Annotated in this window: 22 protein-coding genes; 14 read left to right on the forward strand and 8 right to left on the reverse strand. The window is 57.3% G+C overall.

Translation table 11 applies throughout. The annotated features are described in order from the left end of the window. Positions 1 to 2: 2 nt before the first annotated feature. Positions 3 to 1,388 carry an MFS transporter gene (locus tag CPPEL_RS10745; RefSeq protein WP_123961111.1) on the forward strand — a complete coding sequence of 462 codons (1,386 nt, stop codon included), beginning with the start codon at positions 3 to 5 and terminating at the stop codon, positions 1,386 to 1,388. 5 nt (positions 1,389 to 1,393) lie between these two features. On the opposite strand, the gene CPPEL_RS10750 is transcribed toward CPPEL_RS10745, so the two are convergent. From CPPEL_RS10750 to CPPEL_RS10765, 4 genes are all read right to left on the reverse strand, one after another. Next, positions 1,394 to 1,939, reverse strand: a complete 546-nt coding sequence (locus CPPEL_RS10750; protein ID WP_123961112.1) for an OB-fold protein — start codon at positions 1,937 to 1,939, stop codon at positions 1,394 to 1,396. Between the two features lie 153 nt (positions 1,940 to 2,092). Beyond that, positions 2,093 to 4,942 carry a leucine--tRNA ligase gene (gene leuS, locus CPPEL_RS10755; protein WP_123961113.1) on the reverse strand — a complete coding sequence of 950 codons (2,850 nt, stop codon included), beginning with the start codon at positions 4,940 to 4,942 and terminating at the stop codon, positions 2,093 to 2,095. A gap of 90 nt (positions 4,943 to 5,032) precedes the next feature. Next, on the reverse strand, positions 5,033 to 5,428 hold the full coding sequence (locus CPPEL_RS10760) for a hypothetical protein (RefSeq protein WP_164470425.1): 396 nt from the start codon (positions 5,426 to 5,428) through the stop codon (positions 5,033 to 5,035). A 406-nt stretch (positions 5,429 to 5,834) separates the two neighbouring features. Next, on the reverse strand, positions 5,835 to 6,128 hold the full coding sequence (locus tag CPPEL_RS10765) for a hypothetical protein (RefSeq protein ID WP_123961115.1): 294 nt from the start codon (positions 6,126 to 6,128) through the stop codon (positions 5,835 to 5,837). Between the two features lie 207 nt (positions 6,129 to 6,335). Between CPPEL_RS10765 and CPPEL_RS10770 the strand changes: the two genes are divergently transcribed. The 4 genes from CPPEL_RS10770 (at position 6,336) to CPPEL_RS10785 (ending at position 8,160) form a co-directional block, all read left to right on the forward strand. Further along, on the forward strand, positions 6,336 to 6,662 hold the full coding sequence (locus CPPEL_RS10770; RefSeq protein ID WP_123961116.1) for a hypothetical protein: 327 nt from the start codon (positions 6,336 to 6,338) through the stop codon (positions 6,660 to 6,662). Between the two features lie 165 nt (positions 6,663 to 6,827). Further along, positions 6,828 to 7,154, forward strand: coding sequence for a hypothetical protein (locus tag CPPEL_RS10775; protein WP_123961116.1), 327 nt, complete (start codon positions 6,828 to 6,830; stop codon positions 7,152 to 7,154). Positions 7,155 to 7,265: 111 nt separating this feature from the next. Further along, positions 7,266 to 7,646 carry a hypothetical protein gene (locus CPPEL_RS10780; RefSeq protein WP_123961117.1) on the forward strand — a complete coding sequence of 127 codons (381 nt, stop codon included), beginning with the start codon at positions 7,266 to 7,268 and terminating at the stop codon, positions 7,644 to 7,646. Between the two features lie 13 nt (positions 7,647 to 7,659). Beyond that, positions 7,660 to 8,160 carry a hypothetical protein gene (locus CPPEL_RS10785; RefSeq protein ID WP_123961118.1) on the forward strand — a complete coding sequence of 167 codons (501 nt, stop codon included), beginning with the start codon at positions 7,660 to 7,662 and terminating at the stop codon, positions 8,158 to 8,160. A gap of 6 nt (positions 8,161 to 8,166) precedes the next feature. Here CPPEL_RS10785 and CPPEL_RS10790 read toward each other — a convergent pair whose 3' ends face one another. Both CPPEL_RS10790 and CPPEL_RS10795 read right to left on the reverse strand, forming a co-directional pair. Then, positions 8,167 to 8,874: an ABC transporter ATP-binding protein gene (locus tag CPPEL_RS10790; RefSeq protein WP_123961327.1), complete on the reverse strand. Its 708-nt coding sequence runs from the start codon at positions 8,872 to 8,874 to the stop codon at positions 8,167 to 8,169. A gap of 16 nt (positions 8,875 to 8,890) precedes the next feature. Next, entirely contained in the window at positions 8,891 to 9,949 is a 1,059-nt protein-coding gene (locus CPPEL_RS10795) for an ABC transporter permease (RefSeq protein WP_123961119.1), read from the reverse strand. A gap of 116 nt (positions 9,950 to 10,065) precedes the next feature. Between CPPEL_RS10795 and CPPEL_RS10800 the strand changes: the two genes are divergently transcribed. Genes CPPEL_RS10800 through hypE form a run of 3 tightly spaced genes read left to right on the forward strand, consistent with a single transcriptional unit; the run spans position 10,066 to position 13,014 of the window. Further along, entirely contained in the window at positions 10,066 to 11,271 is a 1,206-nt protein-coding gene (locus tag CPPEL_RS10800) for a histidine kinase (RefSeq protein ID WP_123961120.1), read from the forward strand. A gap of 9 nt (positions 11,272 to 11,280) precedes the next feature. Beyond that, complete coding sequence (locus tag CPPEL_RS10805; RefSeq protein ID WP_123961121.1) at positions 11,281 to 11,889, forward strand: response regulator transcription factor; 609 nt, start codon at positions 11,281 to 11,283, stop codon at positions 11,887 to 11,889. A 27-nt stretch (positions 11,890 to 11,916) separates the two neighbouring features. After that, positions 11,917 to 13,014: a hydrogenase expression/formation protein HypE gene (hypE, locus tag CPPEL_RS10810; RefSeq protein ID WP_123961122.1), complete on the forward strand. Its 1,098-nt coding sequence runs from the start codon at positions 11,917 to 11,919 to the stop codon at positions 13,012 to 13,014. On the opposite strand, the gene hypF is transcribed toward hypE, so the two are convergent. Next, positions 13,011 to 15,269 (reverse strand): carbamoyltransferase HypF, encoded by a 2,259-nt coding sequence (gene hypF / locus CPPEL_RS10815; RefSeq protein ID WP_123961123.1) that lies wholly within the window; start codon positions 15,267 to 15,269, stop codon positions 13,011 to 13,013. The two genes, hypE and hypF, sit on opposite strands and share 4 nt — an antisense overlap. Between hypF and CPPEL_RS10820 the strand changes: the two genes are divergently transcribed. From CPPEL_RS10820 to CPPEL_RS10845, 6 genes are all read left to right on the forward strand, one after another. Further along, on the forward strand, positions 15,268 to 15,639 hold the full coding sequence (locus tag CPPEL_RS10820; RefSeq protein WP_123961124.1) for a hydrogenase maturation nickel metallochaperone HypA: 372 nt from the start codon (positions 15,268 to 15,270) through the stop codon (positions 15,637 to 15,639). The genes hypF and CPPEL_RS10820 overlap by 2 nt on opposite strands. Further along, positions 15,639 to 16,388, forward strand: a complete 750-nt coding sequence (gene hypB, locus CPPEL_RS10825) for a hydrogenase nickel incorporation protein HypB (RefSeq protein WP_123961125.1) — start codon at positions 15,639 to 15,641, stop codon at positions 16,386 to 16,388. The genes CPPEL_RS10820 and hypB overlap by 1 nt, the downstream gene beginning before the upstream one ends. A 210-nt stretch (positions 16,389 to 16,598) precedes the next feature. Beyond that, positions 16,599 to 17,789 (forward strand): hydrogenase small subunit, encoded by a 1,191-nt coding sequence (locus CPPEL_RS10830; RefSeq protein ID WP_245990454.1) that lies wholly within the window; start codon positions 16,599 to 16,601, stop codon positions 17,787 to 17,789. Continuing rightward, positions 17,789 to 19,561 (forward strand): nickel-dependent hydrogenase large subunit, encoded by a 1,773-nt coding sequence (locus CPPEL_RS10835; protein ID WP_123961126.1) that lies wholly within the window; start codon positions 17,789 to 17,791, stop codon positions 19,559 to 19,561. Before CPPEL_RS10830 ends, CPPEL_RS10835 begins: the two co-directional genes overlap by 1 nt. Further along, positions 19,558 to 20,796 (forward strand): Ni/Fe-hydrogenase, b-type cytochrome subunit, encoded by a 1,239-nt coding sequence (gene cybH, locus CPPEL_RS10840; protein ID WP_123961127.1) that lies wholly within the window; start codon positions 19,558 to 19,560, stop codon positions 20,794 to 20,796. Before CPPEL_RS10835 ends, cybH begins: the two co-directional genes overlap by 4 nt. Next, positions 20,797 to 21,252 carry a hydrogenase maturation protease gene (locus tag CPPEL_RS10845; RefSeq protein ID WP_123961128.1) on the forward strand — a complete coding sequence of 152 codons (456 nt, stop codon included), beginning with the start codon at positions 20,797 to 20,799 and terminating at the stop codon, positions 21,250 to 21,252. On the opposite strand, the gene CPPEL_RS10850 is transcribed toward CPPEL_RS10845, so the two are convergent. Then, on the reverse strand, positions 21,249 to 21,581 hold the full coding sequence (locus CPPEL_RS10850; protein ID WP_123961129.1) for a hydrogenase maturation nickel metallochaperone HypA/HybF: 333 nt from the start codon (positions 21,579 to 21,581) through the stop codon (positions 21,249 to 21,251). The genes CPPEL_RS10845 and CPPEL_RS10850 overlap by 4 nt on opposite strands. Position 21,582 lies beyond the last annotated feature (1 nt).

Raw genomic sequence — 21,582 nt, forward strand, 5'->3', positions numbered from 1 at the left:
CTGTGCCAAAGCCGCACAACCCGGCGGCCAGTACACAACGAGACCACAAGGACACCACCATGTCTGCTGCGCCTACGTTGGCAAGGCCAACTTCGCCTGCCCGCCCCAGAATCTTTGCCGCCACCTTCGTTTCCGAGATTGCCGTCGGCGCCCATGTCGGTGGCGTCGGTGCACTCATCGCACTGCTTGCTCAAGACTTTGATCTTCCGATCAGCCACTTCGCTATTCTCGGTTCCTTCCTTGGCGTGGGCATGGTGCTGTTTAGCTTGCTTTCCAAGTGGCTCATGGAAGCCACCGCTGGCATGGTGCTGAAAGCATCTTCGACCATGGTGATGCTGGGGGCTATTGGTCTAGCTTTCGCCCCCTGGGCCAACCTGGCCATCGCTTCTGGTTTAAGCGTTGCGCTGGGCACGTCCCTCGTCATTTTGATTGTGCCATCGGTATTAGCGGGGCCGAACCGTGCGCGAGATATTGCGCTTGCCAACGGGGCTTCTTCTGCCGCGTCCATCGCCTCACCGCTGCTTTATGGCCTTTTTGCCTCGCTGCCACTGCTGGAAGGACGCTGGGCAGCACTGATGTTGGCCTTCCCGGCCCTGTACGTGATGGTGACGATCCGCAATGTGGACTTCGTGCATACCCCCTCCGCTTTTGCTGAGCGACGTGCAGGAAGAAAAGGGAAGCGACGCCGCGATCTTGCAGATGCCTTTGGCAAAGTGCCTTCCGTCAAGGCCTTTGGCGGCGCCAAAAATGTGGCCGATGATGAACTTGCCCGAGCAGCGGTAGCTTCAAGTGCTCAAAGCGTGCACGTTTCTTCCTTTCACGATGCACCTTCTGAGCACCTGCCCAAGGCCTCAAAGCGCGAACGCCGCCAAATCAAGGTGGGACTGCTGCGCGTAGCGCTGAGCTTGGTGGCTGAGTTCGCGTTATACACCTGGGGTGTGGCTCGCCTACTCGATATCGGTGTACCCAATGCCACTGCAGCAACCCTTGGTGCGGTGTTCCCCCTTGGTATGGCTGCAGGCCGTTTATCTGCCGGAGTGCTCATTCGCTGGCGCTACATCTTCCATGCCAGCGTGGCCGGCGCCATGCTTGGAACCATCATCATCGGCACAGGCACTTCTGCCGTGGTGGTTGTGGTGGGACTGCTTGTAGCCGGCATGGGCAACGCCCTGCTATATCCCATCACCGTTGATGACTTGGTTGCGCAGCCTTCACTTTCTCCAAATCGTGCCGCAGCGTTATCAGCGCTTGCCGGGGGAGTAGTGGTGTTTGCTATGCCTTTAGTCTTGGCTTGGATGCAGAACTTCCTCACCCTTGGCCACTCACTCCTGCTCCTGTTCCCGGTGACATTGGTGCTCTTCCTGTTACCGAACGGGCGCAAGAACTAACAGCGCTACTGCGCTGCAGGCACTCCAAGAATTTCGCAGTGGTCGATATTGACACTTACTTGGTTATAGCCGCTGTTTTTTCCGCGTACAGTCACTTGATCCCCCTTGTTAAGCATCTTCGCGGATTCAAGATCTTCGGGATCCAACTCGCAGGAGACGAAATGCAGATCCCAACTATCGGTGCCCTCGATATTCACGGCTTTGCTTCGCAAAATATCAGTAACGTTTCGCACCACACCGGACACTTCAAGGGTTTTGCCCTTCCATTTTTCGTCCGCTCTTAATTCATTACTTGAATATTCAGCGATCAGCTCGTCGGCGGTTACCGGAATGATTGCCTCTTCAACCGATACAGGTTCAGCGCTAGGATCTTGGTTCACCTGCGCCTCAGCGGTCGCAAGCGCAGCTTCTGTCTTTGACGCTTTATCGCTGTCGACATCCTTATTGCCACCCATCAGCATGACAAAAAAGACCAAAACTGGAGCTGCGATGAGCCAGAAGCCCTTCTTTTTGTACGGCGGGATCTTGGGCTCTTGCGAAGCTGAGTACATATTTACCTTTCAACTACTAAAGTGACTCAGCTAGACCAGCGTGATCCTTCTCATCCTTGTTACAGGGGGTATTTATTCTCATTCCCCCATGCCACTTTAGAGCATAAATAAAAGCACCGCCCCACAACGGGACGGTGCCAGCTCTAAGAGCGCTTATTTCACCACGAGGTTGACCATGCGGCCAGGCACCACGATGGTCTTGAATACTTCCTTGCCCTCGGTGTGAGCGGCAACGGCCTCGTTAGCCAGGGCGATCTCGATGATCTGCTCTTGGCTAGCATCGGCGGGCACCATGATGCGGGAGCGCACCTTGCCGTTGATCTGCACGGGCATCTCAACTTCATCGTCTTTGAGCCACTGCTCATCAAAATCGGGGAAGGGTGCAAAAGCAACGCTGCCGCTATTTCCAAGACGGTGCCAGAGTTCCTCGGCAATGTGCGGGGCCACGGCGGCGATCATAATCACCAGCGGCTCCACGGCTTCGCGAGGTGCGCCGTTCGGGTAGGTCTTGGTCAGGTAGTTCACGTACTCAATGCACTTCGCTACCACGGTGTTGATGCGCAATTCGGTGTAATCCTCGCGCACACCGGCGATGGTGCGGTGAAGCTGCTTGAGGTCTTCTTGGGTGAGTTCTGCATCGCTGAGCACCAGTTCGCCACTGTTTTCGGAAACCACGAGGCGCCAGAGGCGCTGCAGGAAGCGGTGCGCACCAATCACGTCCTTCGTGGCCCAGGGACGGGAAGTATCCAGTGGGCCCATGGCCATTTCATAGACACGCAATGTATCTGCACCGTAGTCGCGGCAGATTTCATCGGGGGAGACGCTGTTTTTCAGCGACTTACCCATCTTGCCGTATTCCTGGAATACTTCTTCGCCCTGGTAGAAGAATTTGCCCTCGCGCTGTTCTACCTCTGCAGCCGGGACATACACGCCGCGGGCATCCGTGTAGGCGTAGGCCTGGATATAGCCCTGGTTGAAGAGCTTGCGATAGGGCTCGCTGGATGTGACGAAGCCCAGGTCGAAGAGCACCTTGTGCCAGAAGCGCGAGTAGAGCAGGTGCAGCACGGCGTGCTCCACGCCGCCGACATAAAGGTCCACGCCACCGGGATCATTTTCGCCACGCGGACCAGTCCAGTAGCGCTCATTTTCAATATCGCAGAAGGCCTGGGTGTTATTGGGATCGATATAGCGCAGTTGGTACCAAGAGGAACCGGCCCACTGCGGCATCACGTTGGTATCGCGAGTGTAGGTTTTGAGGCCATCGCCAAGATCCAGCTCAACCGTGACCCAATCGCTTGCCTTTGCCAAAGGTGGCTGCGGCTCAGAGTCGGCATCATCGGGCTCGAAGCTCACCGGCTTATAATCTTCTACCTCCGGCAATTCCACGGGCAGCATGGACTCGGGCAGCGCATGGGCATGGCCGTGCTCGTCGTAGACCACGGGGAAGGGTTCGCCCCAGTAGCGCTGGCGGGCAAAGAGCCAATCGCGCAGCTTGTACTGGATTTTCTCCTCGCCGGCGCCGCGCTGCTCTAGCCATTGATTCACAGCCTTCTTGGCTTCTGCCTTGTTCAGGCCGTTGATATCCAGGCCTTCGTCATTGGCGGAGTTGATCACTTCGCCTTCGCCAGTGAAGGCTTCTTTGGTCACTTCGCCTCCAGCTACTACTTCGAGCAGGGGGAGGTCGAATTCGAGGGCAAATTCGTGGTCGCGCTCGTCGTGGGCGGGCACGGCCATCACAGCGCCGGTGCCATAGCCAGCCAAGACGTAGTCGCCAATGAACACGGGCAGTTGTTCACCATTGACTGGGTTGGTGGCGTACACGCCTAAGAACACACCAGTCTTTTTCTTGTTTTCTTGGCGCTCTACATCGGATTTCGCGGCAATGGCTTTGCGGTAGGCGGCCACGGCGGCAGCGGGGGAGTCCTCGCCATAGGTCCACTTCGCTGGCGCCTCCTGGTAGGCGTCGGGTGCCTGGGTCAGGAGGGCGTCGACAAGCTCATGCTCGGGTGCAAGCACGAGGTAGGAGGCTCCGAAGAGGGTATCCGGGCGGGTGGTGAATACGGTGATGCGGTGTCCGGCGGCGTCAAAGTGGACCTCGGCGCCGCGGGAACGGCCGATCCAGTTGCGCTGCATGCTCTTGACCTTCTCGGGCCAATCGAGAGTGTCGAGGTCATCGATCAGGCGATCCGAGTAGGCGGTGATGCGCATCATCCACTGCGAGAGCTTCTTGCGGAACACCGGGAAATTGCCGCGCTCCGAGCGACCATCGGCGGTGACCTCCTCGTTGGCCAGCACCGTGCCCAGGCCGGGGCACCAGTTCACCATGGATTCACTGCGGTAGACCAGGCGGAAGGAGTCAATCACATCGCGGCGCGCGACCTCATCTAATTGTGCAAAAGGTACTTCGCCGGGGGTTTCGACCTCACCGGATTCGAGCAAGGGAACCAGCTCATCGATGGGGCGAGCCTTCTGCTGCTTGGTATCGAACCAAGAATTAAAGATCTGCAGGAAAATCCACTGCGTCCACTTATAAAATTCAGGATCCGTGGTGGCAACGCTACGGCGGCGATCATGCCCCAGACCCAGCGCATCGAGCTGACGGCGCATGTTCTCAATATTGGCCATCGTGGTGGCACGCGGGTGGGTGCCCGTCTGAATCGCGTACTGCTCGGCGGGCAGGCCGAAGGCATCATAGCCCAGCGTGTGCAGCACATTCTTGCCCAGTTGGCGGTTAAAACGCGCAAAGACGTCCGTGGCAATGTAGCCCAGCGGGTGTCCCACGTGCAGGCCCGCGCCGGAAGGGTAGGGGAACATGTCCTGGACGAAGAGCTTTTCCTTCTCCAACTCCGCAGGGTCTGCCGGGGCCAGATCGCCCACCGGATTCGGCGCGTTGAAGGTACCTTCGGCCACCCAACGCTGCTGCCAGGTGCGCTCCAGCGAATTCGCGAGCTCGGCATTGTAGCGGTAGGCGGGTCCTTGGGAGTTCTCGGAAGGTGTAGTCATAGGCAAATATCTTAGCTTTTCGACGCGCCACGCCGCGCGTTTACCCACGCACACCCTAGGAAGTGACGCGTGTGCAATTTGGGGCGACTGCTATTGCTTGCGGTGCTTGGGCGGGGCGGCGGGGAAGTCCGCCACCAACATCGGATCGCCCACGATCAGGGGCACGCGGCCGGAGGTGAGGCTGGTCATGAGCCGGTTGAGCCCATACATGAGGGCGTGGACGGGGAAGGCTGATACGAAGTAGAGATCACAAAGCAGGCGAGTCCAACTGCGATGACGAAACCAATGGATCGAAAACGAATAGGCGAAGATGACGTAGGTGAGCAGAATTTTTGTTAGAAGTGAATCCACCGACGCCCAGGCAATGGCACTCAAACCCAGACCGCAGCCAGCAACAATAAGGCAATGCTTCAGGCGGTAGGGCAGCGGCATGCTGAGCGGAACACCGATGCCACCCACTAGGACGATAATTAGCAGCTCTTGCATGTTCCTCCCCAGTGTCCTCGGCGAGAGCAGACCCTCGAATGCAGGGATAGCCATATCGCGCCTGGTTGCCTCACGGGCCGCCAAGTCCACTTCAACAAGATCACGAGCATCCCGAAATGCAATAGCACCAACAAAAGGATAGTCTGCGTCCAACCGGAAGAGACGGGCTCCAGCCAAAGCGCTGCTAGCGCCGAGATCAGGAAGCCTGGCAGCGAATAGACGTAAAACTTTTTCAGCTGTTCCATGCGCATTCGCCTCTTTTCTTCACCTATGACAATGTCGCCAAATACGAGGTCAAAGTAGCCCGGGTTAAAGTGCCCCGGGCTCGCGATCGGGAGACAGCCGATTTACATCCTAATGACGGGGCACCGGTAGGAACTCTTGATCGCAAATCGCCCGATCATAGCTATCCCCATCGCAAGGCAAGGACGAGGACGCCAAGATACGCCACGCAGACAAAAAAGATGTTATCTCCCCAATCTGTTGAAATTGGCTGCACCCAATAGGAAATAATGAACGAGAACACAAAGCCAGGAAGCGTGACCTTGAGGGTATCCCCCAGAGCCTTCCGCACACGCTCCGTTTCGGAAAGCCTGGGATCATTAGGGCGGTGCAAGATGTAAGCAAAACCGGGGTTGTACATCGGCAACATCATAATGAGAAACTTTAGAGTAATTGGGTCAATTGACATCTTAGACATTTCTGATTGGAGGATCCTCTCGAATCCAATTCATTCGCCCAAGACTCCTGCAACGCTCCTTAGTACTTCGGGTGGGCGTCGGCGATGCTGTGTTCTCTAAAGCCGGATCCGAACTAGCAGAGGAACTCTACGATCGAAACTTGGGCTAATCACATGAATTACTATTCCGCATCCGCAATGATGATAGTTGCTCTTATCATCGCGTTCATGATGGAGGAACCATACGGATTCAAACAAAGAATTGTTGCAGTCGTCGGTCTAAGTGGATCAGTAATTCTCTGTTGGGACACCAATGAATCTCTTGCGGCTAATCTATTTGTAACTCAGGGCTTGTTCTTCATCGGCTCCTGGGTGTTTTGGTGGGAACACACCAGCTTCCTGCGCATCCTGTGCGACATGTACATCGTCACACTCTTTCCATTCCACCTCGTGATCTACTGGCTCAACCGCCTGATCACCCACCTCACCTCAGGCAAGATCCCAGTCTTCATCATGGATCCCATGCGCATCGCCGACGCCCACCCGAAGTACTAGAAAGGAAGCCACCTGGCGCACTTGTAGGCGGACTCATCGGCGCTGCTGTGTTCTCTAAAGCCGGATCCGAACTAGCAGAGGAACTCTACGATCGAAACTTGGGCTAATCACATGAATTACTATTCCGCATCCGCAATGATGATAGTTGCTCTTATCATCGCGTTCATGATGGAGGAACCATACGGATTCAAACAAAGAATTGTTGCAGTCGTCGGTCTAAGTGGATCAGTAATTCTCTGTTGGGACACCAATGAATCTCTTGCGGCTAATCTATTTGTAACTCAGGGCTTGTTCTTCATCGGCTCCTGGGTGTTTTGGTGGGAACACACAAGCTTCCTGCGCATCCTGTGCGACATGTACATCGTCACACTCTTTCCATTCCACCTCGTGATCTACTGGCTCAACCGCCTGATCACCCACCTCACCTCAGGCAAGATCCCAGTCTTCATCATGGATCCCATGCGCATCGCCGACGCCCACCCGAAGTACTAGAAAGGAAGCCAACTGGCGCACTTGTAGGAGGACTCATCGGCGCTGCTTTGTTCTCTCAAGGCGGGTCCGAACTAGCAGAGGAACTCTACGATCGAAAGTTGGGTTAATCACATGAATTACTATTCGGCGACCGCAATGATGTTTGTCGCCGTCATCATTGCATCAATTATGGAGGAGCCATACGGATTCAAACAAAGAATCGCCGCCGTAGCGGGAATGAGTGGCTACGTCATCCTGCTGTGGGAACCCAATGAATCTTTTGGGACAAATCTATTTGTAACTCAGGCTGTGTTCTTCATCGGCTCCTGGGTCTTTTGGTGGGATCACACCAGCTTCCTGCGCATCCTGTGCGACATGTACATCGTCACACTCTTTCCATTCCACCTGGTGATCTACTGGCTCAACCGCCTGATCACCCACCTCACCTCAGGCAAGATCCCAGTCTTCATCATGGATCCCATGCGCATCGCCGACGCCCACCCGAAGTACTAGAAAGGAAGCCACCATGCCGAGTGCCACAGAATCGATCCTTCAGTCACACCATCTCGCCCTGACCAACAACGCCGCTGCAGAGGCTGAGGTTGCACAGTTTGTCGGTGACGATTGGATCCTGCACCCCGATCTGGCCACGGTCACCGGCGGCAGAGTGTTTGTAGCTTCCGAGGCACCTCCACATCCTGACCTGGAGGTGCGCGACTCAGTGGCAATTCTCCAATTCACCTCAGAAGAGCAAATCACCTCATCTGAACTCGAATCAGCCGTCAAAGCGGAGTCGCAGTGGGCTCGGTACGCGAAGGCATCGGTGATCCCAATCAATGCTCGCACCTACCTCATTGATGCGCACTATTCCTTAGAAGATATTGCCTACCACTCACTCACGCTCTACGCCCTTGATCCCACCCAACTCCACCTGCTCCAGGTTACCGCCACATTCGTTTCTAAGGCAGCAGTGCCCAACGCATTCCGGGCTTTCCTATCGGAACTGCCGGAACTGCTGGGCTGGTAGCCGGAGCTACACCCCAACCTTGCTGGCGGGAATCTCCTGCATCTTGCCGTCGCGCATCTCCACAATGCGGTCGGCAATATCCAGTTGGCTGCGGTTGTGGGTGATCATCATGGTGGCGAATTGGAATTCGTCCGTCAGCTCGCGAATGAGCTGCACAATTTCCTGTGAGAGCTTTGCGTCAAGGGCGGACGTGGGCTCGTCGGCAAGCAGAAGCTGAGGCTTGCTCATCAGGGCGCGGGCGATGTTCACGCGCTGGCGTTGGCCACCGGATAGCTGCTCGGGGCGGCGATCACCCATGCCTTCCAGGCCAACGCGCTGCAGTAATTCCTCGGCGCGCTCGCGCTGGGCACGCAGCGCCTTGCCACGCACCCCGCGCAGGTGCTCGGTAATGAGCAACTGTTCGCGCGCGGTGAGTGCGCCTAAAAGATTGGGGGACTGGAACACAAAACCAATGTGCTCGCGGCGGATCTCGGTGCGCTCGACCACGCTGGCCTTCTCTGCGTGCTCACCGCAGATGATCACCTCGCCGGAGGTCGGCACCTGCAGTGCACCAGCCACGGACAGCATGGTGGACTTGCCGGAGCCGGACTCACCCACAACTCCCAGCACCTGCCCGGCGCGTAGGTCCAGGGTGGCGTGGTCGAGCGCTGTGATGGTGGATTCGCCGTCGGGGTAGACCACGGTGGCGTCGATAAGCGAAACAACGTTGTTCATCTCTTCTACCTTCTTCTTAAGCCGCGGCGAGTGCGCGTTGGGGATCAACCTTGGTTACCTTGCGCACCGCCAAAGCGGAGCCCACCAAACCAAGAAGCCAAATGATTACTGCGGGGGCGAGCACCGTAAACGCGGAGAGTTCGAAGGGCACCGCACCCTGGGCCAGGGCACCAAGACCTGCACCAAGCAGCGCGCCGATAAGCGCACCAATACCCAGCACGATCGCCGCTTGGGTGAGCGCGTCGATAAAGAGGTAGCGCTTCGATGCACCGAGGGCGGCTAGCACGGAAATTTCGCGGGTGCGCTGCAGCGTCCACACGGTCAAAAACGACACGGTGACCAGCGCGGAAATGCCGTAGAGGAAGCCTTGCATGCTCACCAAAGAACCATGCTCAGAGGCGTAACCGGGGAGCGCATCGAAGGCCTTGCGCAGGTTGGTGCTCACGGTGCCGGGAATATCGCCGTCCAAGCTACCGGTGACCAGCACTGCGGTGCCGACGGTGCCCGGCTTGGCATGGCTGACGTCCTGCCAGGTGGCGGTATCGGCCCACACGACGGGGCTGTGAGAGTAGAAGGAGTCCTCCGCAATCGCTTTCACCTGCACGTTTTGCCCGCCAAGAGTAATGCTGCTGCCAACGCTCACCCCGGTTTCCTCGGCGGCGGTCTTCGAAACCACTACGCCATCACCGACGGTGCCGCGGCCTTCGGGCAATTGCGTTCCTTCGGGCATGCCCAGCACCGCTACCGGCTGCGCACCGGTGGGGCCTTCCATGCGAGTCTGTGTAGTGCCAAGCGGTGTGGCTTCTTCTACACCAGATTCGCCCTTCACCTGGGCAAGCACGTCCTCAGAAATGGACGATGAGCTAAAAGAGGCCTCGGGCTTTTCCTTATCACTCGGTGCCGCGAACACCACCTTGTCGGGGTGTAGCGACTCCAAAGCGGCAATGTTCTGCTTGCCTAAGCCCTCGGTGAGGCCGGTGAGCATCACCACCAGCAGCGTCATCAGAGCGATCACCGAGCCGATGAGCGTAAAGCGCCCTTTGGCGTGGCGGATTTCTCGAATGGACAGGAACATGGAACTCCTTTTTGTAGCAACGTTGCTTTCCATCCTGCTCATCGCGGCGCCCGGGCGCGTCGGGAAGGTGGGCGAAGTTCCAATCAACCACCTGGTTGATCCGGCCTAGACTTGGCATGGTGAATACCCCCGCCTCCGCCGCCAATCTGCTCACACTGCTGCGCGTTGCATTGCACGTAATGTTTGCCACGCTGCTCCTCTTTGCCATGATCAGCGCCATCAACAACGGCAATCATGCCTTCCATGCCGTCTGCGTTCTTGGCACCACCGTCTTGCTCGGAGGGCTCTACTTAGCGGGCACGGTTTTAGAAAACCGTGGGCATCAGGGGCGAACCAGCATCCAATATGCCCGCTGGGTTCCTGTGTGGCTCGTGGCGGTGGTGGGTATTTGGGCTTTGGCCGTGATCCTCAGCCCGGCATTTATTTGGTTGATGTTCCCCCTCGTGTTTGTGGTACTGCACTGTTTTCCTGGGCTCAAGGGGATCGCGGCGGTGGGTCTGCTGTGGGCGATGGCGGCGTTTTTGCCCTTGATCCATCAACCCACTTTCACCTTTGGGCAGTGGTTTGGCCCGCTGATCGGCGCGAGCTTCGCGGTGGTGATCCACCATGTGTATTCGGTTTTAAGCCAGGTAGCTGCAAAAAATGAGGCTATTGCTTTAGAGCTTCTCGACGCCCAAGCTCAGCTTTCCCACCGCCAAAAAGAGGCAGGACGCATGGAAGAGCGAGAGCGCCTCTCAAGAGAAATCCACGATACTGTCGCCCAAGGCCTAAGTTCTATCGTGTTGCTTTCGCGTGCTGCGGAGCATTCAGCGACGGGGGAGACGGCACATCAACTGCGCTTGATTCATGACCAAGCCCAGGAAGGTTTGGATGAGGCCAGGCGTTTCGTTCGCGATCTTGCTTCTCCGAAGAGTGATCAGCCCTTAGATCAGGCCCTTGAAGATCTAGCGCAGCGCACCATGCGCACCCAAGCAGCCCTGCAACGCAGCATCGACATTTCCGTTGCGGTGCTTGGCCAGCAGCAAGCCTTGCCGGAGCCGATACTCAGGACCGCGCTCAGGGTGGCGCAAGAGGGCATCCATAACGTGATCAAGCACAGCGACGCCACCAAAGTGGTAATCACTCAAGGCATCTGGGAGCACGAATTAAGCCTGGATATCGTCGATAATGGCAGCAATGCCACGGGCTCTGTTGAGGGGGAGGGCTTCGGGCTCGAAGGCATGGCTCGGCGTGTGGAACTTGTGGGCGGCAGCCTCCTTTTCGAGCCCAATGAACACGGCAGCACCCTGGCATGTCGCCTACCGCTGACCAGCAAACGTTAAGCTAGTGCCATGATCCGCGTCATGCTTATCGACGACCACCCGGTGGTTCGCGCCGGCCTGCGCGCTATCCTCGACAGCTTTGAAGACGTCACCGTCGTAGCCGAAGCCAGTAGCGGTGCAGGCATTAGCGCTGAGAACACCAAGAACATCGACGTGGTGGTCAGCGATATTCAGATGCCCGAGGTAGATGGCATTAGCCTGACGCGCACACTGGTGGAATCCGGTGGGCCTCCGGTGCTGATCCTGACTACCTACGACACCCAAGCAGATATTGTGGCCGCCGTGGAGGCCGGGGCCATGGGATATCTGCTCAAAGATGCCCCTGAGCAGGCCTTGCATGATGCGGTCGTGGCGACGTCGAAAGGCCAAAGGACCTTAGCTCCCGAGGTAAGCACCGCGTTGATGCAGCGAGTAGCGCAGCCGCAGCAGGCGCTTTCTTCGCGTGAAATTGAGATTTTGCAGGAACTTGCCAGCGGAGCCACCAATAAGGCCTTGGCGGCAAAGCTTTTTATTTCTCAGGCCACGGTGAAAACGCACCTGGTGCATATTTACTCCAAATTGGGTGTGAGCAACCGTACCGAGGCCATTACTAAGGCGCGGGAGCAACGCCTGATTTAGGCGCCATCGGGTGGCTACACTCGAATTATGGACCCGAAAAATCGCCTCAACACCAACGAAGAGCATGTGAATCTGCAAATCTCCAAGGTTCGCGAGCGAGGTTCGAGGCTTCGGGATTCCGTGATCACCCTGGCACACGGCGCAGGAGGCAAAGCCTCGGCAGCGCTTGTGCAGCACGTGTTTTTTGAAATCTTCGATAACGAGGCATTACACGCCGCCGGAGACTCAGGCATTGTGGAGCTCAGCGCGCTCGGAGAAGGCACCCAATTGGCCATGTCAACGGATACGTATGTGGTTAATCCGATTGAGTTCCCAGGCGGCAGCATCGGAGAACTAGCAGTCAATGGAACGGTCAATGACCTAGCCGTAGCCGGCGCATGCCCGAAGGTCATCACCGCAGCATTCGTGCTCGAAGAAGGCCTTGATGTAGACACCTTGCGCCGGATCTGCACAGACATGAAGCGTGCCGCCGAACTCGCCGGGGTCAAGATTATCGCCGGCGATACCAAAGTGGTGCCCAAAGGCGCCTGCGACAAGCTCTACATCACCACCGCAGGCGTGGGAGTAGTCCAGCAGGGGCGTGAGTCTTTGCCTTCCAGGGTGGAAGTTGGCGACGCAGTCCTGGTTTCAGGCCCAATCGCCGATCACGGCATGGCAGTGATGATGGCCCGCGGAGATCTTGCAATGGAAGCTGCCATTGATTCCGATACCCGCAGCGTGAACCACCTGATCGATGCCATGTGCAAGCAGGCAGAAACGCACTTCATGCGCGATGCAACCAGAGGGGGAGTAGCCACGGTATGCAATGAGCTTGCCCAAGCCAGTGGCCTTGCCGTGGTGTTAGAAGACGAATCCATCCCCGTGCGCCCCATGACCCGTGGCGCCTGCGACGTACTCGGCATTGACCCGCTCTACGTGGCCAATGAAGACACCTTCATTGCCGTAGTCAAGGGCAGCGATGCCCAGGCCGCACTCGAAGCCTTGCACGCTGCGGGTGCCGAAGAAGCCGCCATCATCGGCCGAATTGCCGATTCACCTGCACATTCGGTGGTGCTTCGCACCGGCTTTGGAGGCACACGCATGGTGGACATGCTGGTGGGTGATCCTTTGCCCAGGATCTGTTAAAAGCCGCGCAAATACAGTGCGCCTGCATAGGCTTGGCCGAGGCTGAGCCCACCATCATTGGCGGGCACCTGCTCATGTTCAAGCAATACCCTGCCCGCCTGCTCTATTGGCCTGCGGATTGCTTGGACCAGTATCTGATTCACCGCGCAGCCGCCACTGACCCCGAGCACCCCAGGCTGCTGAAGAAGCGCTTGGCCGAAATACAAACCGATGCGCTCGAGAAACTCTCGTGCCACCTGCGCTGCAGGTTTCAAGCCCGCTTGTTCAAGCAACAGCGCAAAGGCCCGGCGCGGGTGTTCAGCCTGCACCTGCACCGCTGCTGCCTGGGCCGCTAATGCCTCAAATTCGCAGGCGGCCTGGCCTTCATAGCTTGATTCTTGAGCCCCTGGCAATGCCGCATCACCGTAGAGCCACAAGGCGGCAGCGGCGGCGTCGATGAGCCTGCCAAGCGAAGACGTAGGCACCCCTTGCTCAATATTGCGGCTCACCCCATCCCACATGGCTATATCTTCTGCCGCTCCAAGCGGCAGCTTCCATGCATGTGCCACGCCAATCAATGCGCGCCAGGGTTCGCGGATGGCATGATCACCGCCAAGTAGCGGGAAGGTTGGTAGATGCCAGGCTCGCTCTGGTTGCAGAAGATCCTCATAAAAACTGAGTAGCTCGCAACCAAATATCGTCCCATCCTCGCCATAACCGGTGCCATCGATGCACAACACCGCTGCAGGCCCGCTGGAAATTGAGTGCTCCGCTAAAAGCGATAAGGCATGCGCGTGGTGGTGCTGCACTTGAAGTACGTCGGCACCTTGCTCCAAGGCCGCAGCTTGTTCAAAGGCCACGGCGGTGGAGGCATAGCCTGGATGCATATCGGCCACAACCAGTTTCGGTTCAGCGCGGCGGATTGCCAGAAGCTGCTCGCGAGCACTGCTCGCTGCCACTTGCGTTTGAGGGGAAGCCATATCTCCAATATGGCCGCTGAGGTGGGCAAAGCTGCCAACTGTTAGTGCCGCGGTATTTTTCATCTCCGCGCCGATGGCCAAGACGCTGGGGGCGTCGAAAGCAAGCGGGATAGGCAGTGGCGCATATCCCCTTGAGCGCCGAATCGGAAGAACGCGGCCATCTGCGCAATAGCGAATCACCGAATCCTCCACCGGGATTGCAATGCCGCGATCGTGCAAAACGAAGGCATCGGCAATGCCCGCTAGTCGCTTCAGCGCCTGTTCATTATCAATGGCGATGGGCTCTCCCGAGGGATTGCCGGACGTTGCCACGAGGGCAAAGTCGAGCGGATCCTCCGGGTCGTTGATCAAGAGCTCGTGCACCGGGGAGTAGGGCAGCATCACGCCCAGCTCCTGCATTCCCGGCGCCACGTTCTCGGCCACCGGTGCTCCTTGTTGCTTCTGGGCGATCACGATGGGGTGGGCCGGCTGCTGCAATAGCGCATCGGGGCATTGAATCAGTGTTCTTGCCATCTCGATATCGCGGGCAAGCAGCGCAAGGGGTTTATAAGGGCGGTGCTTTCGCTGGCGCAGAAGCTCCACGGCCTGAGGATCATCTGCGCGCACCATCAGGTGAAAGCCACCGATGCCTTTAAGCGCCAGCACCTGGCCTTTACGCAGCACTTCGCGCGCCTGGGTGAGCGGATCTCCGCTTGCCCCTTCCAGCCAAAGTGTGGGGCCGCAATCAAAACAACTAATGGGCTGGGCATGGTGGCGGCGGTCGTGCACATCTTGGTATTCCTTCGTGCAGCGCTCGCACATATCAAAGGCGCGCATGGTGGTCGCTGGCCTGTCATAGGGCAGGTCTTGGATGATGCTCAAGCGCGGGCCACATTGGGTGCAGGTGATGAAGGGGTAGCGGTAGCGCCGATTGCTCGGGTTCTTAAGTTCATTGCGGCAATCTGGGCACATTGCTACGTCGGGAGGGATGAGGCTGCGCACGCCCGAGGTATGTGTTGATTCGACGATGCGAAATGCAGCTTCTTCTTGCACCAAGGGCATTCGCTGGGAAGTGCTGCTGATTACCGTTGCAAGCGGTGGGCATTGTTCCACCACCTCTTGCTCAAACCGCCGGACCGCCTGTGTATGCCCTTGGGCCTCGATAAAGACGCTGGTATCACTATTGCCCACAAATCCCCGAACACCGCAGCGCTGCGCAGTTGCCATCACATGTGGGCGAAAACCTACGCCTTGTACCACCCCTTCAAGGGTGAGACGTACCCTGATTTCTGGATCCTCGGCATCAAGGCGACTCATGGCTTCAAATCTACCGATTAGGGTGGGAGACGTGCATGAAGTTGCGCTTGCTACTCAGCTCGCGGCCGTGGTGAAGAGGGCCGCCCAGGGACGCCCCGTTGCGCGCATCAACGTAGAAATCGGGGCGTTGAGGCAGGTGGTGCCGGCTTCTTTGCACTACGCCTGGCGTTTTGTTTCACGTGAAACATCGCTAGAAGATAGCGAACTCGCGTTGGAGTTTTTACCCTGCATAATCCGCTGCGATTGCGGATTTGAAGGCGGCATGAACGGGGAATACAGCGTCTTGTGCCCCGAATGCGGCAGGCCGGGCACGGTGATTCAAGGCGAAGAATTCCGCGTGATCGATATTGAAGTTTTGAGGAGCAGATAATGGGACGATTCCACCGCCACGACGAAGGCCACGAGCACCCGCACCACGAGCACGGGGATCACTCGGGATACGAGACAGGCCGCGAGCGAATCCAAGTATTAGAAGACATCTTCCACGAAAACGACCACCGCGCCGAACATAATCGGGAAGCATTCGAAGCTCATGGCGTGCGCGCCATCAACCTCATGAGCGCACCAGGATCTGGAAAAACCTCGCTGCTCAAGCTCACCCTCGAACATCTCCAATCAGAAGGAATTCGCGCGGGCGTTGTGGAGGGCGATATAGAAACCTCCATCGACGCCGATCGCCTCAAAGATCTCGGCGCGCAGATCGCGCTGCTCAACACCGGCGATGGCTTCGGCGGCGAATGTCACCTGGATGCCCCAATGGTGGCTAGGGCTTTGGAGCAACTCGACCTCTCCACGCTAGATGTGGTGCTCATTGAAAATGTGGGCAATCTCGTGTGCCCGGCAGAATTCGAGGTTGGCGAGCATGCAAAGGCGATGGTCTACTCCGTTACGGAGGGCGAAGATAAGCCGCTGAAGTACCCGGTGATGTTCCGCAGCGTTGAGGCCGTGGTGGTAAACAAGATCGACCTGTTGCCTTATTTAAGATTCGATCTTGAGCTCTTCAGAAAGAACTTGCGCCAAGTGAACCCAGAGGCAAAAATCTTCGAACTTTCCACCTTTACAGGGGAAGGGGTTGCCGACTGGCTTAAGTGGGTCACCCAGCATTCCCGCCGGACATAGCCATTTTTGGGGGTATTAGAGCGGCCCATACCCCGGCACTGTAGCGTGATCCCAACCACGAGCGGGAAGTGACATAGGGCCGAAGCCCCAGGATATGCCGAAAAGAGCGACTTTTCCCAACTTTGCCCAAGAATAAATCCTCTCTGAACAGTGTCTTTGCCAATACAGTAAGGGGTAGATCCTTGGGCTAAAGAAAGGGAACCGTCGATCATGATGGCCCTGAACAACAATTGGCAGGGCAACAACCTCGGCGAAGCATTGGAACACCAAGGCATAAGCCGCCGCTCCTTTTTAAAGTTCTGCGGTGGCCTCGCCGCGATTTTCGCCACGGGCGTGCCCTCCATGGGCTCCGAAGCCCAGGCACAAGAGATTGCCCAGAAGCTTGCACAGGTAGAAAAACCAAATGTTGCATGGCTGCAGCTCCAAGAATGCACCGGATGCATGGAATCAGTGCTGCGATCAGGCGGCACCACCATCGAAGATATGGTGCTCAACTTGCTCAGTGTGAATTACAACGAGCTGGTCATGGCCCCATCCGGGCAGGCCGCAGAACAGGCCCTCGAGCAGCTCAATGCCACTCCACACATTTTGGTGGTCAATGGCTCCGTGCCGCTGAATGAAAACGGCGTGTATTGCACCATCGGCGGCAAATCGGCCGAGCAGATCCTCATCGAAGCCGCCGAAAACGCAGACGCCATCCTCGCCGTGGGTGCCTGCGCAGTGTATGGATCAGTGCAAGCGGCAAAACCCAATCCCACCGGGGCAGTGGGAGTAGATGAGATTATCAAGAACAAACCGGTGATCAACGTTTCTGGATGCCCGCCCATCGGTGAAGTTATTACCGCCACCATCACCTATCTGCTCACCCACGGCCAGCCGCCCAAGGTCGATGCCGAAGGTCGGCCGCTTTTCGCCTATGACCAGAGGATTCACGATTCTTGCCCCAAGCGCGCGCATTTCGACGCCGGGCAATTCGTTCGCTCTTTCGACGATGAAGGCGCCAAGAATGGCTGGTGCCTCTACGAGGTTGGCTGCAAAGGCCCCTCTACCTTTTCTCCCTGCCCGATCATTCAATGGAATATGCACACCGACTGGCCCATCGGCGCCGGCCACCCCTGCATTGGCTGTACCGAAAAGCACTTCTTTGATCGTTTCACGCCCTTCTACGAGGAGCTTCCGAACGTCAGCGGCTTCGGCATTGAATCCACGGTTGAAAAAGTCGGCTTAGGCCTCGTGGGTGCCGCAGCCGTTGGTGTTGCTGCCCATGCAGGCATCACCACGTTCAAGACCATCAAGGTGCGCAATAGCCAACACGATACTGAACTGCTTGCCGCTTTCGGCGATGCGCCTGAAGCAGATGGCGATGCCGGGACGCAGGCAAAGGAAGAAAAGGAAAACTAATGGCCGAGAAAGTAGTGATCGATCCGCTCACCCGCATCGAAGGCCACCTGCGCATTGAGCTGGAACGAGAAGATGAGAAAATCACCAATGCGTGGAGCGAAACCACGCAATTTCGTGGGATCGAAACCATCGTGCAAGGCCGCGATCCGCGTGATGTGTGGGCATTTGTCGGACGCATTTGTGGCGTTTGCACCGGCACACACTCCGTAGCAAGTGTCACTGCAGTAGAAGACGCCATCGGCTCCGTACCTCCGCCTCAAGCGCAATTGATCCGCGATATCGTGATGGCTTCCCATGAGGCGCACGACCACGTTGTGCACTTTTATCATTTGCACGCACTGGACTGGGTCAACGTCGTCAGCGCCGCAGAGGCAGATCCGAAGAAAACCGCCGATTTTGCCAAGTCCATCGGCAGTAGCTGGAAGGGCAATACGCCCGAACAATTTGCCAAGGTCAAAGCCAAAATCCAAGAGGTGCTCGATTCTGGGCAGCTTTCCATTTTCACCGGAGGATATTGGGATCATCCCGATTATCGCCTGCCCGCAGAGGCCAACCTCATGGCGGTATCGCACTACCTGGATGCGCTGCAGTATCAACGCTCGATTATCCGTATCTCCACCGTTTTTGGCGGCAAGAACCCACACCCGAACTTCCTCGTCGGCGGCATGGCCTGCCAAATTGACCCCGATAAATCGGAAACCGTAAATCAGGTAAAGCTGGATCAGGTGCAGGCCTGGGCGCAGGAGATTTACGAGTTCATCAACGAATGCTATTACCCCGACGCCGTGGCCATCATGAGCGCCTATAAGGACTACTTCGATATCGGTGCTTCTTCCCCGAACTTCCTGGCCGTGGGCATGGCTGGTGCCACCTATCGGGGTACTCCTCAAGGTGTGCCGGTGAGCTTCCATCACCGAGAAATCAAACCCGGTGTGATCCTCGATGGCGACTACACCAAGATCCAGCCTCTGGATACGAACAAGATCAAGGAATATATCTCCTCTGCCTGGTATTCCTATGAGGCCGGAAACGATGTGGGCCTGCACCCCCTTGAGGGCGAAACCACGGTGAACTACACCGGCCCTACACCTCCCTATGAATGGCTGGCGGATAGGGAACAGTACACCTGGTCTAAAGCACCGCGTTACGACGGCCGCGCAGTCCAAGTCGGGCCCGTCTCCCGAGTCTTGCTGGCGTATCTCCAAGACGAGCCGAAGACTAAGCAGATGGTTGATGAGGTATTAAAGAAGCTGGATTTGGAAATCCATCAGCTTAATTCCACCGCTGGGCGCACCTTAGCCCGGGCGGTGGAGGCCGTGACCACGGCCGATGCGCTGCTGAATGTCCTTTTGCCTGAATTCACCAGAAGGCTTCGAGCCGGAGACATCGAAGTGTTCGACCCCACCCGTTGGGAGCCAAAGTCCTGGCCCAAGCAGGCTGAGGGATTCGCCATGATGGAAGTAGCCCGTGGCTGCCTTTCGCACTGGCTCACCATCGAAAATGAGAAAGTGAAAAACTACCAGGCCGTGGTGCCCACCACTTGGCTTGCGGGTGGCCGCGACCCAGAAGGGCAGCTCGGCCCTTATGAGGAATCCCTCGGCGGGGAAAAAGACGGTCGGGGTAAGGCTCGTGGCAAGTGGCATCCGCTGGTAGATCCGCAGCAGCCGCTTGAGCCTTTGCGCACCATCCACTCTTTTGATCCGTGCATGTCTTGCGCGGTGCATGTGCTCGATCCCGACGGGAACCCAACCTTTGAGGTGATTACCCCATGAGCCTGAGTGTTCGCCCAGCAGCCTATAACCCACAGGGCAGTATTGATGAACAGCGAGTGGTGGTTGTAGCAGATACCTATTCATGTCGAAGGCTCACTGCTGGGCGCCTGCTCGCGATGGCGCTGGCAACGCCTAAGCAAGCCAAAGACCCAGTAGACGAAGCGCTCGCTGCATCGCTGAAGAAGAATCGACCGGATATTCAGCGCATCTATGCCCAGCGCTTTGAAGCAGCAACCCCAGATCGCCGCTATTCCCTTGCGCGCGTTGCAGGCTTCCTCATTGATAACCAGCCCCAAGATTTAGTGGTGATGCGCGGCGATTTCGAGTCGGTGCTCGCTCAAGCCGAGGTCAATGCTGAGGATCGCACTCCTTTGCGCAAGCAGGTGGAAATGATGGAGCGCCTTGGTTATCGCTGCCTTGCTGTAGCCAGCGCCAAGGTGGGGGAGCAGGGCGAGGTGGGCACGTTCTATATGGAAGGCGTGATCGCGCTCGCCGTAGAGTCCCGGCGCGCCGCAGTAGCATCAGTTGCGCGTAATCCAAATGCGTGGGTTCGGGTGAATTTGTGGTCGGTAACGCTCAGGGTGCAGCACTGGGCCAATATGTTTTTGATCATTGGGCTGAGCATCACCGGATACTTGATCATGGCCCCGGATCTCTTGCCCGTGCCGAGCTCAAGTTCCGATACTGGCTATATGTTCGGCCTGGTGCGTTTTGTGCACTATCTTTGCGGCTTCGGGTGGCTCTTCCTGGGGGCTACTCGCCTCTGGTTAGCCTTCTACGCAAGAGATAAGCAACTGCGTTGGCGTAGCCTTTGGCCGCTTCGTTCCAAGAAAGATTGGGAAGGCCTCAAAGGAACAATTCGCTACTACCTCTTTCTCGATCGCCACGGCCCCACCTACTTGGCGCACAATCCGCTGCAGCAATTAAGCTATACCGGAATTTATGCCATCTGCCTGCTGCAGATGTACACAGGCTTAGCCCTTTATGGGCTGTATAACCAGTACAACTGGTTCTGGCGCGCGATGGCCTATCCAATGCACTGGGTGCAGGTGCCCACCATCCGCTTCATCCACGCAATAATCATGTTCGTGCTTTGGGCCTTTGTGGTGATCCACGTCTATCTTGCGGTTCGCGCCGATTCGGTGGAGCGCCACGGTGGTGTGTCTTCGATGATCAATGGCGGTGTGTGGTTGCGTCGCGGCACCAAGCCAATGGATGCTCCGAAGGTGGGCTAGATGCAAGTTACTGTGCTTGGTATTGGCAATCAGATCATGTCCGATGATGGTGTGGGATTAAGCATCTTGGATGCGTTGGCACAACGTCCGCGCGCTGGCGTGCAATTTATCCACGGTGGCACCGCGGGCATGGAAAACCTTCCCGCTATCGAAGATGCGAAGGACTTGCTCGTGCTTGATGCGCTTGCAGGCCCTGGTGCTCCTGGCCAGGTGCACACCATCGAAGGGGATCAGATTCCTCGTCTTTTGCAGCAACAATTGTCTCCCCACCAGGTTGGCCTTTTAGATTTGCTCAGTGCAGCACGCCTTTTAGGTAAAGAACCCGAGCGGGTTGCGGTGGTGGGAATCGTGGCGCACAGTACTGAATTGCATATTGGTTTGAGCAAGTGCGTTGAAGAAAGCTTGGGTGAGGCCTGCTTGCAGGCCGAGGCAGTATTGCAGCGTTGGGGCGTTTAGGTGACTTCGATGCTTAATACGCGAAATTCTCTGCCCCTGCGCAGGTCTGCTGTGGGGGTATCGCAGACCGGACACGCCAAGGCAAAGAACTGGTCAATGTGTTGTTCACATGCGCATGTTGGGCACCAGACAGTCGCTGGAACGACGTCGATGATTAAACGCGCGCTCGATACCTCACCGCGCACGGCAAGTGGCCAGGCAGCGTGCAGTGCCTCTACAACGGCACCGGATCGTTCACCCACCTCGAGGTTGACTGATTCCACGGTGCGCCCCTGCGCCGCCTTGATCACCACGTCTACCACGGAGGTTAATAGCCCGAGTTCGTGCATA

The sequence above is a fragment of the Corynebacterium pseudopelargi genome (genome assembly GCF_003814005.1).
Classification (GTDB): domain Bacteria; phylum Actinomycetota; class Actinomycetes; order Mycobacteriales; family Mycobacteriaceae; genus Corynebacterium; species Corynebacterium pseudopelargi.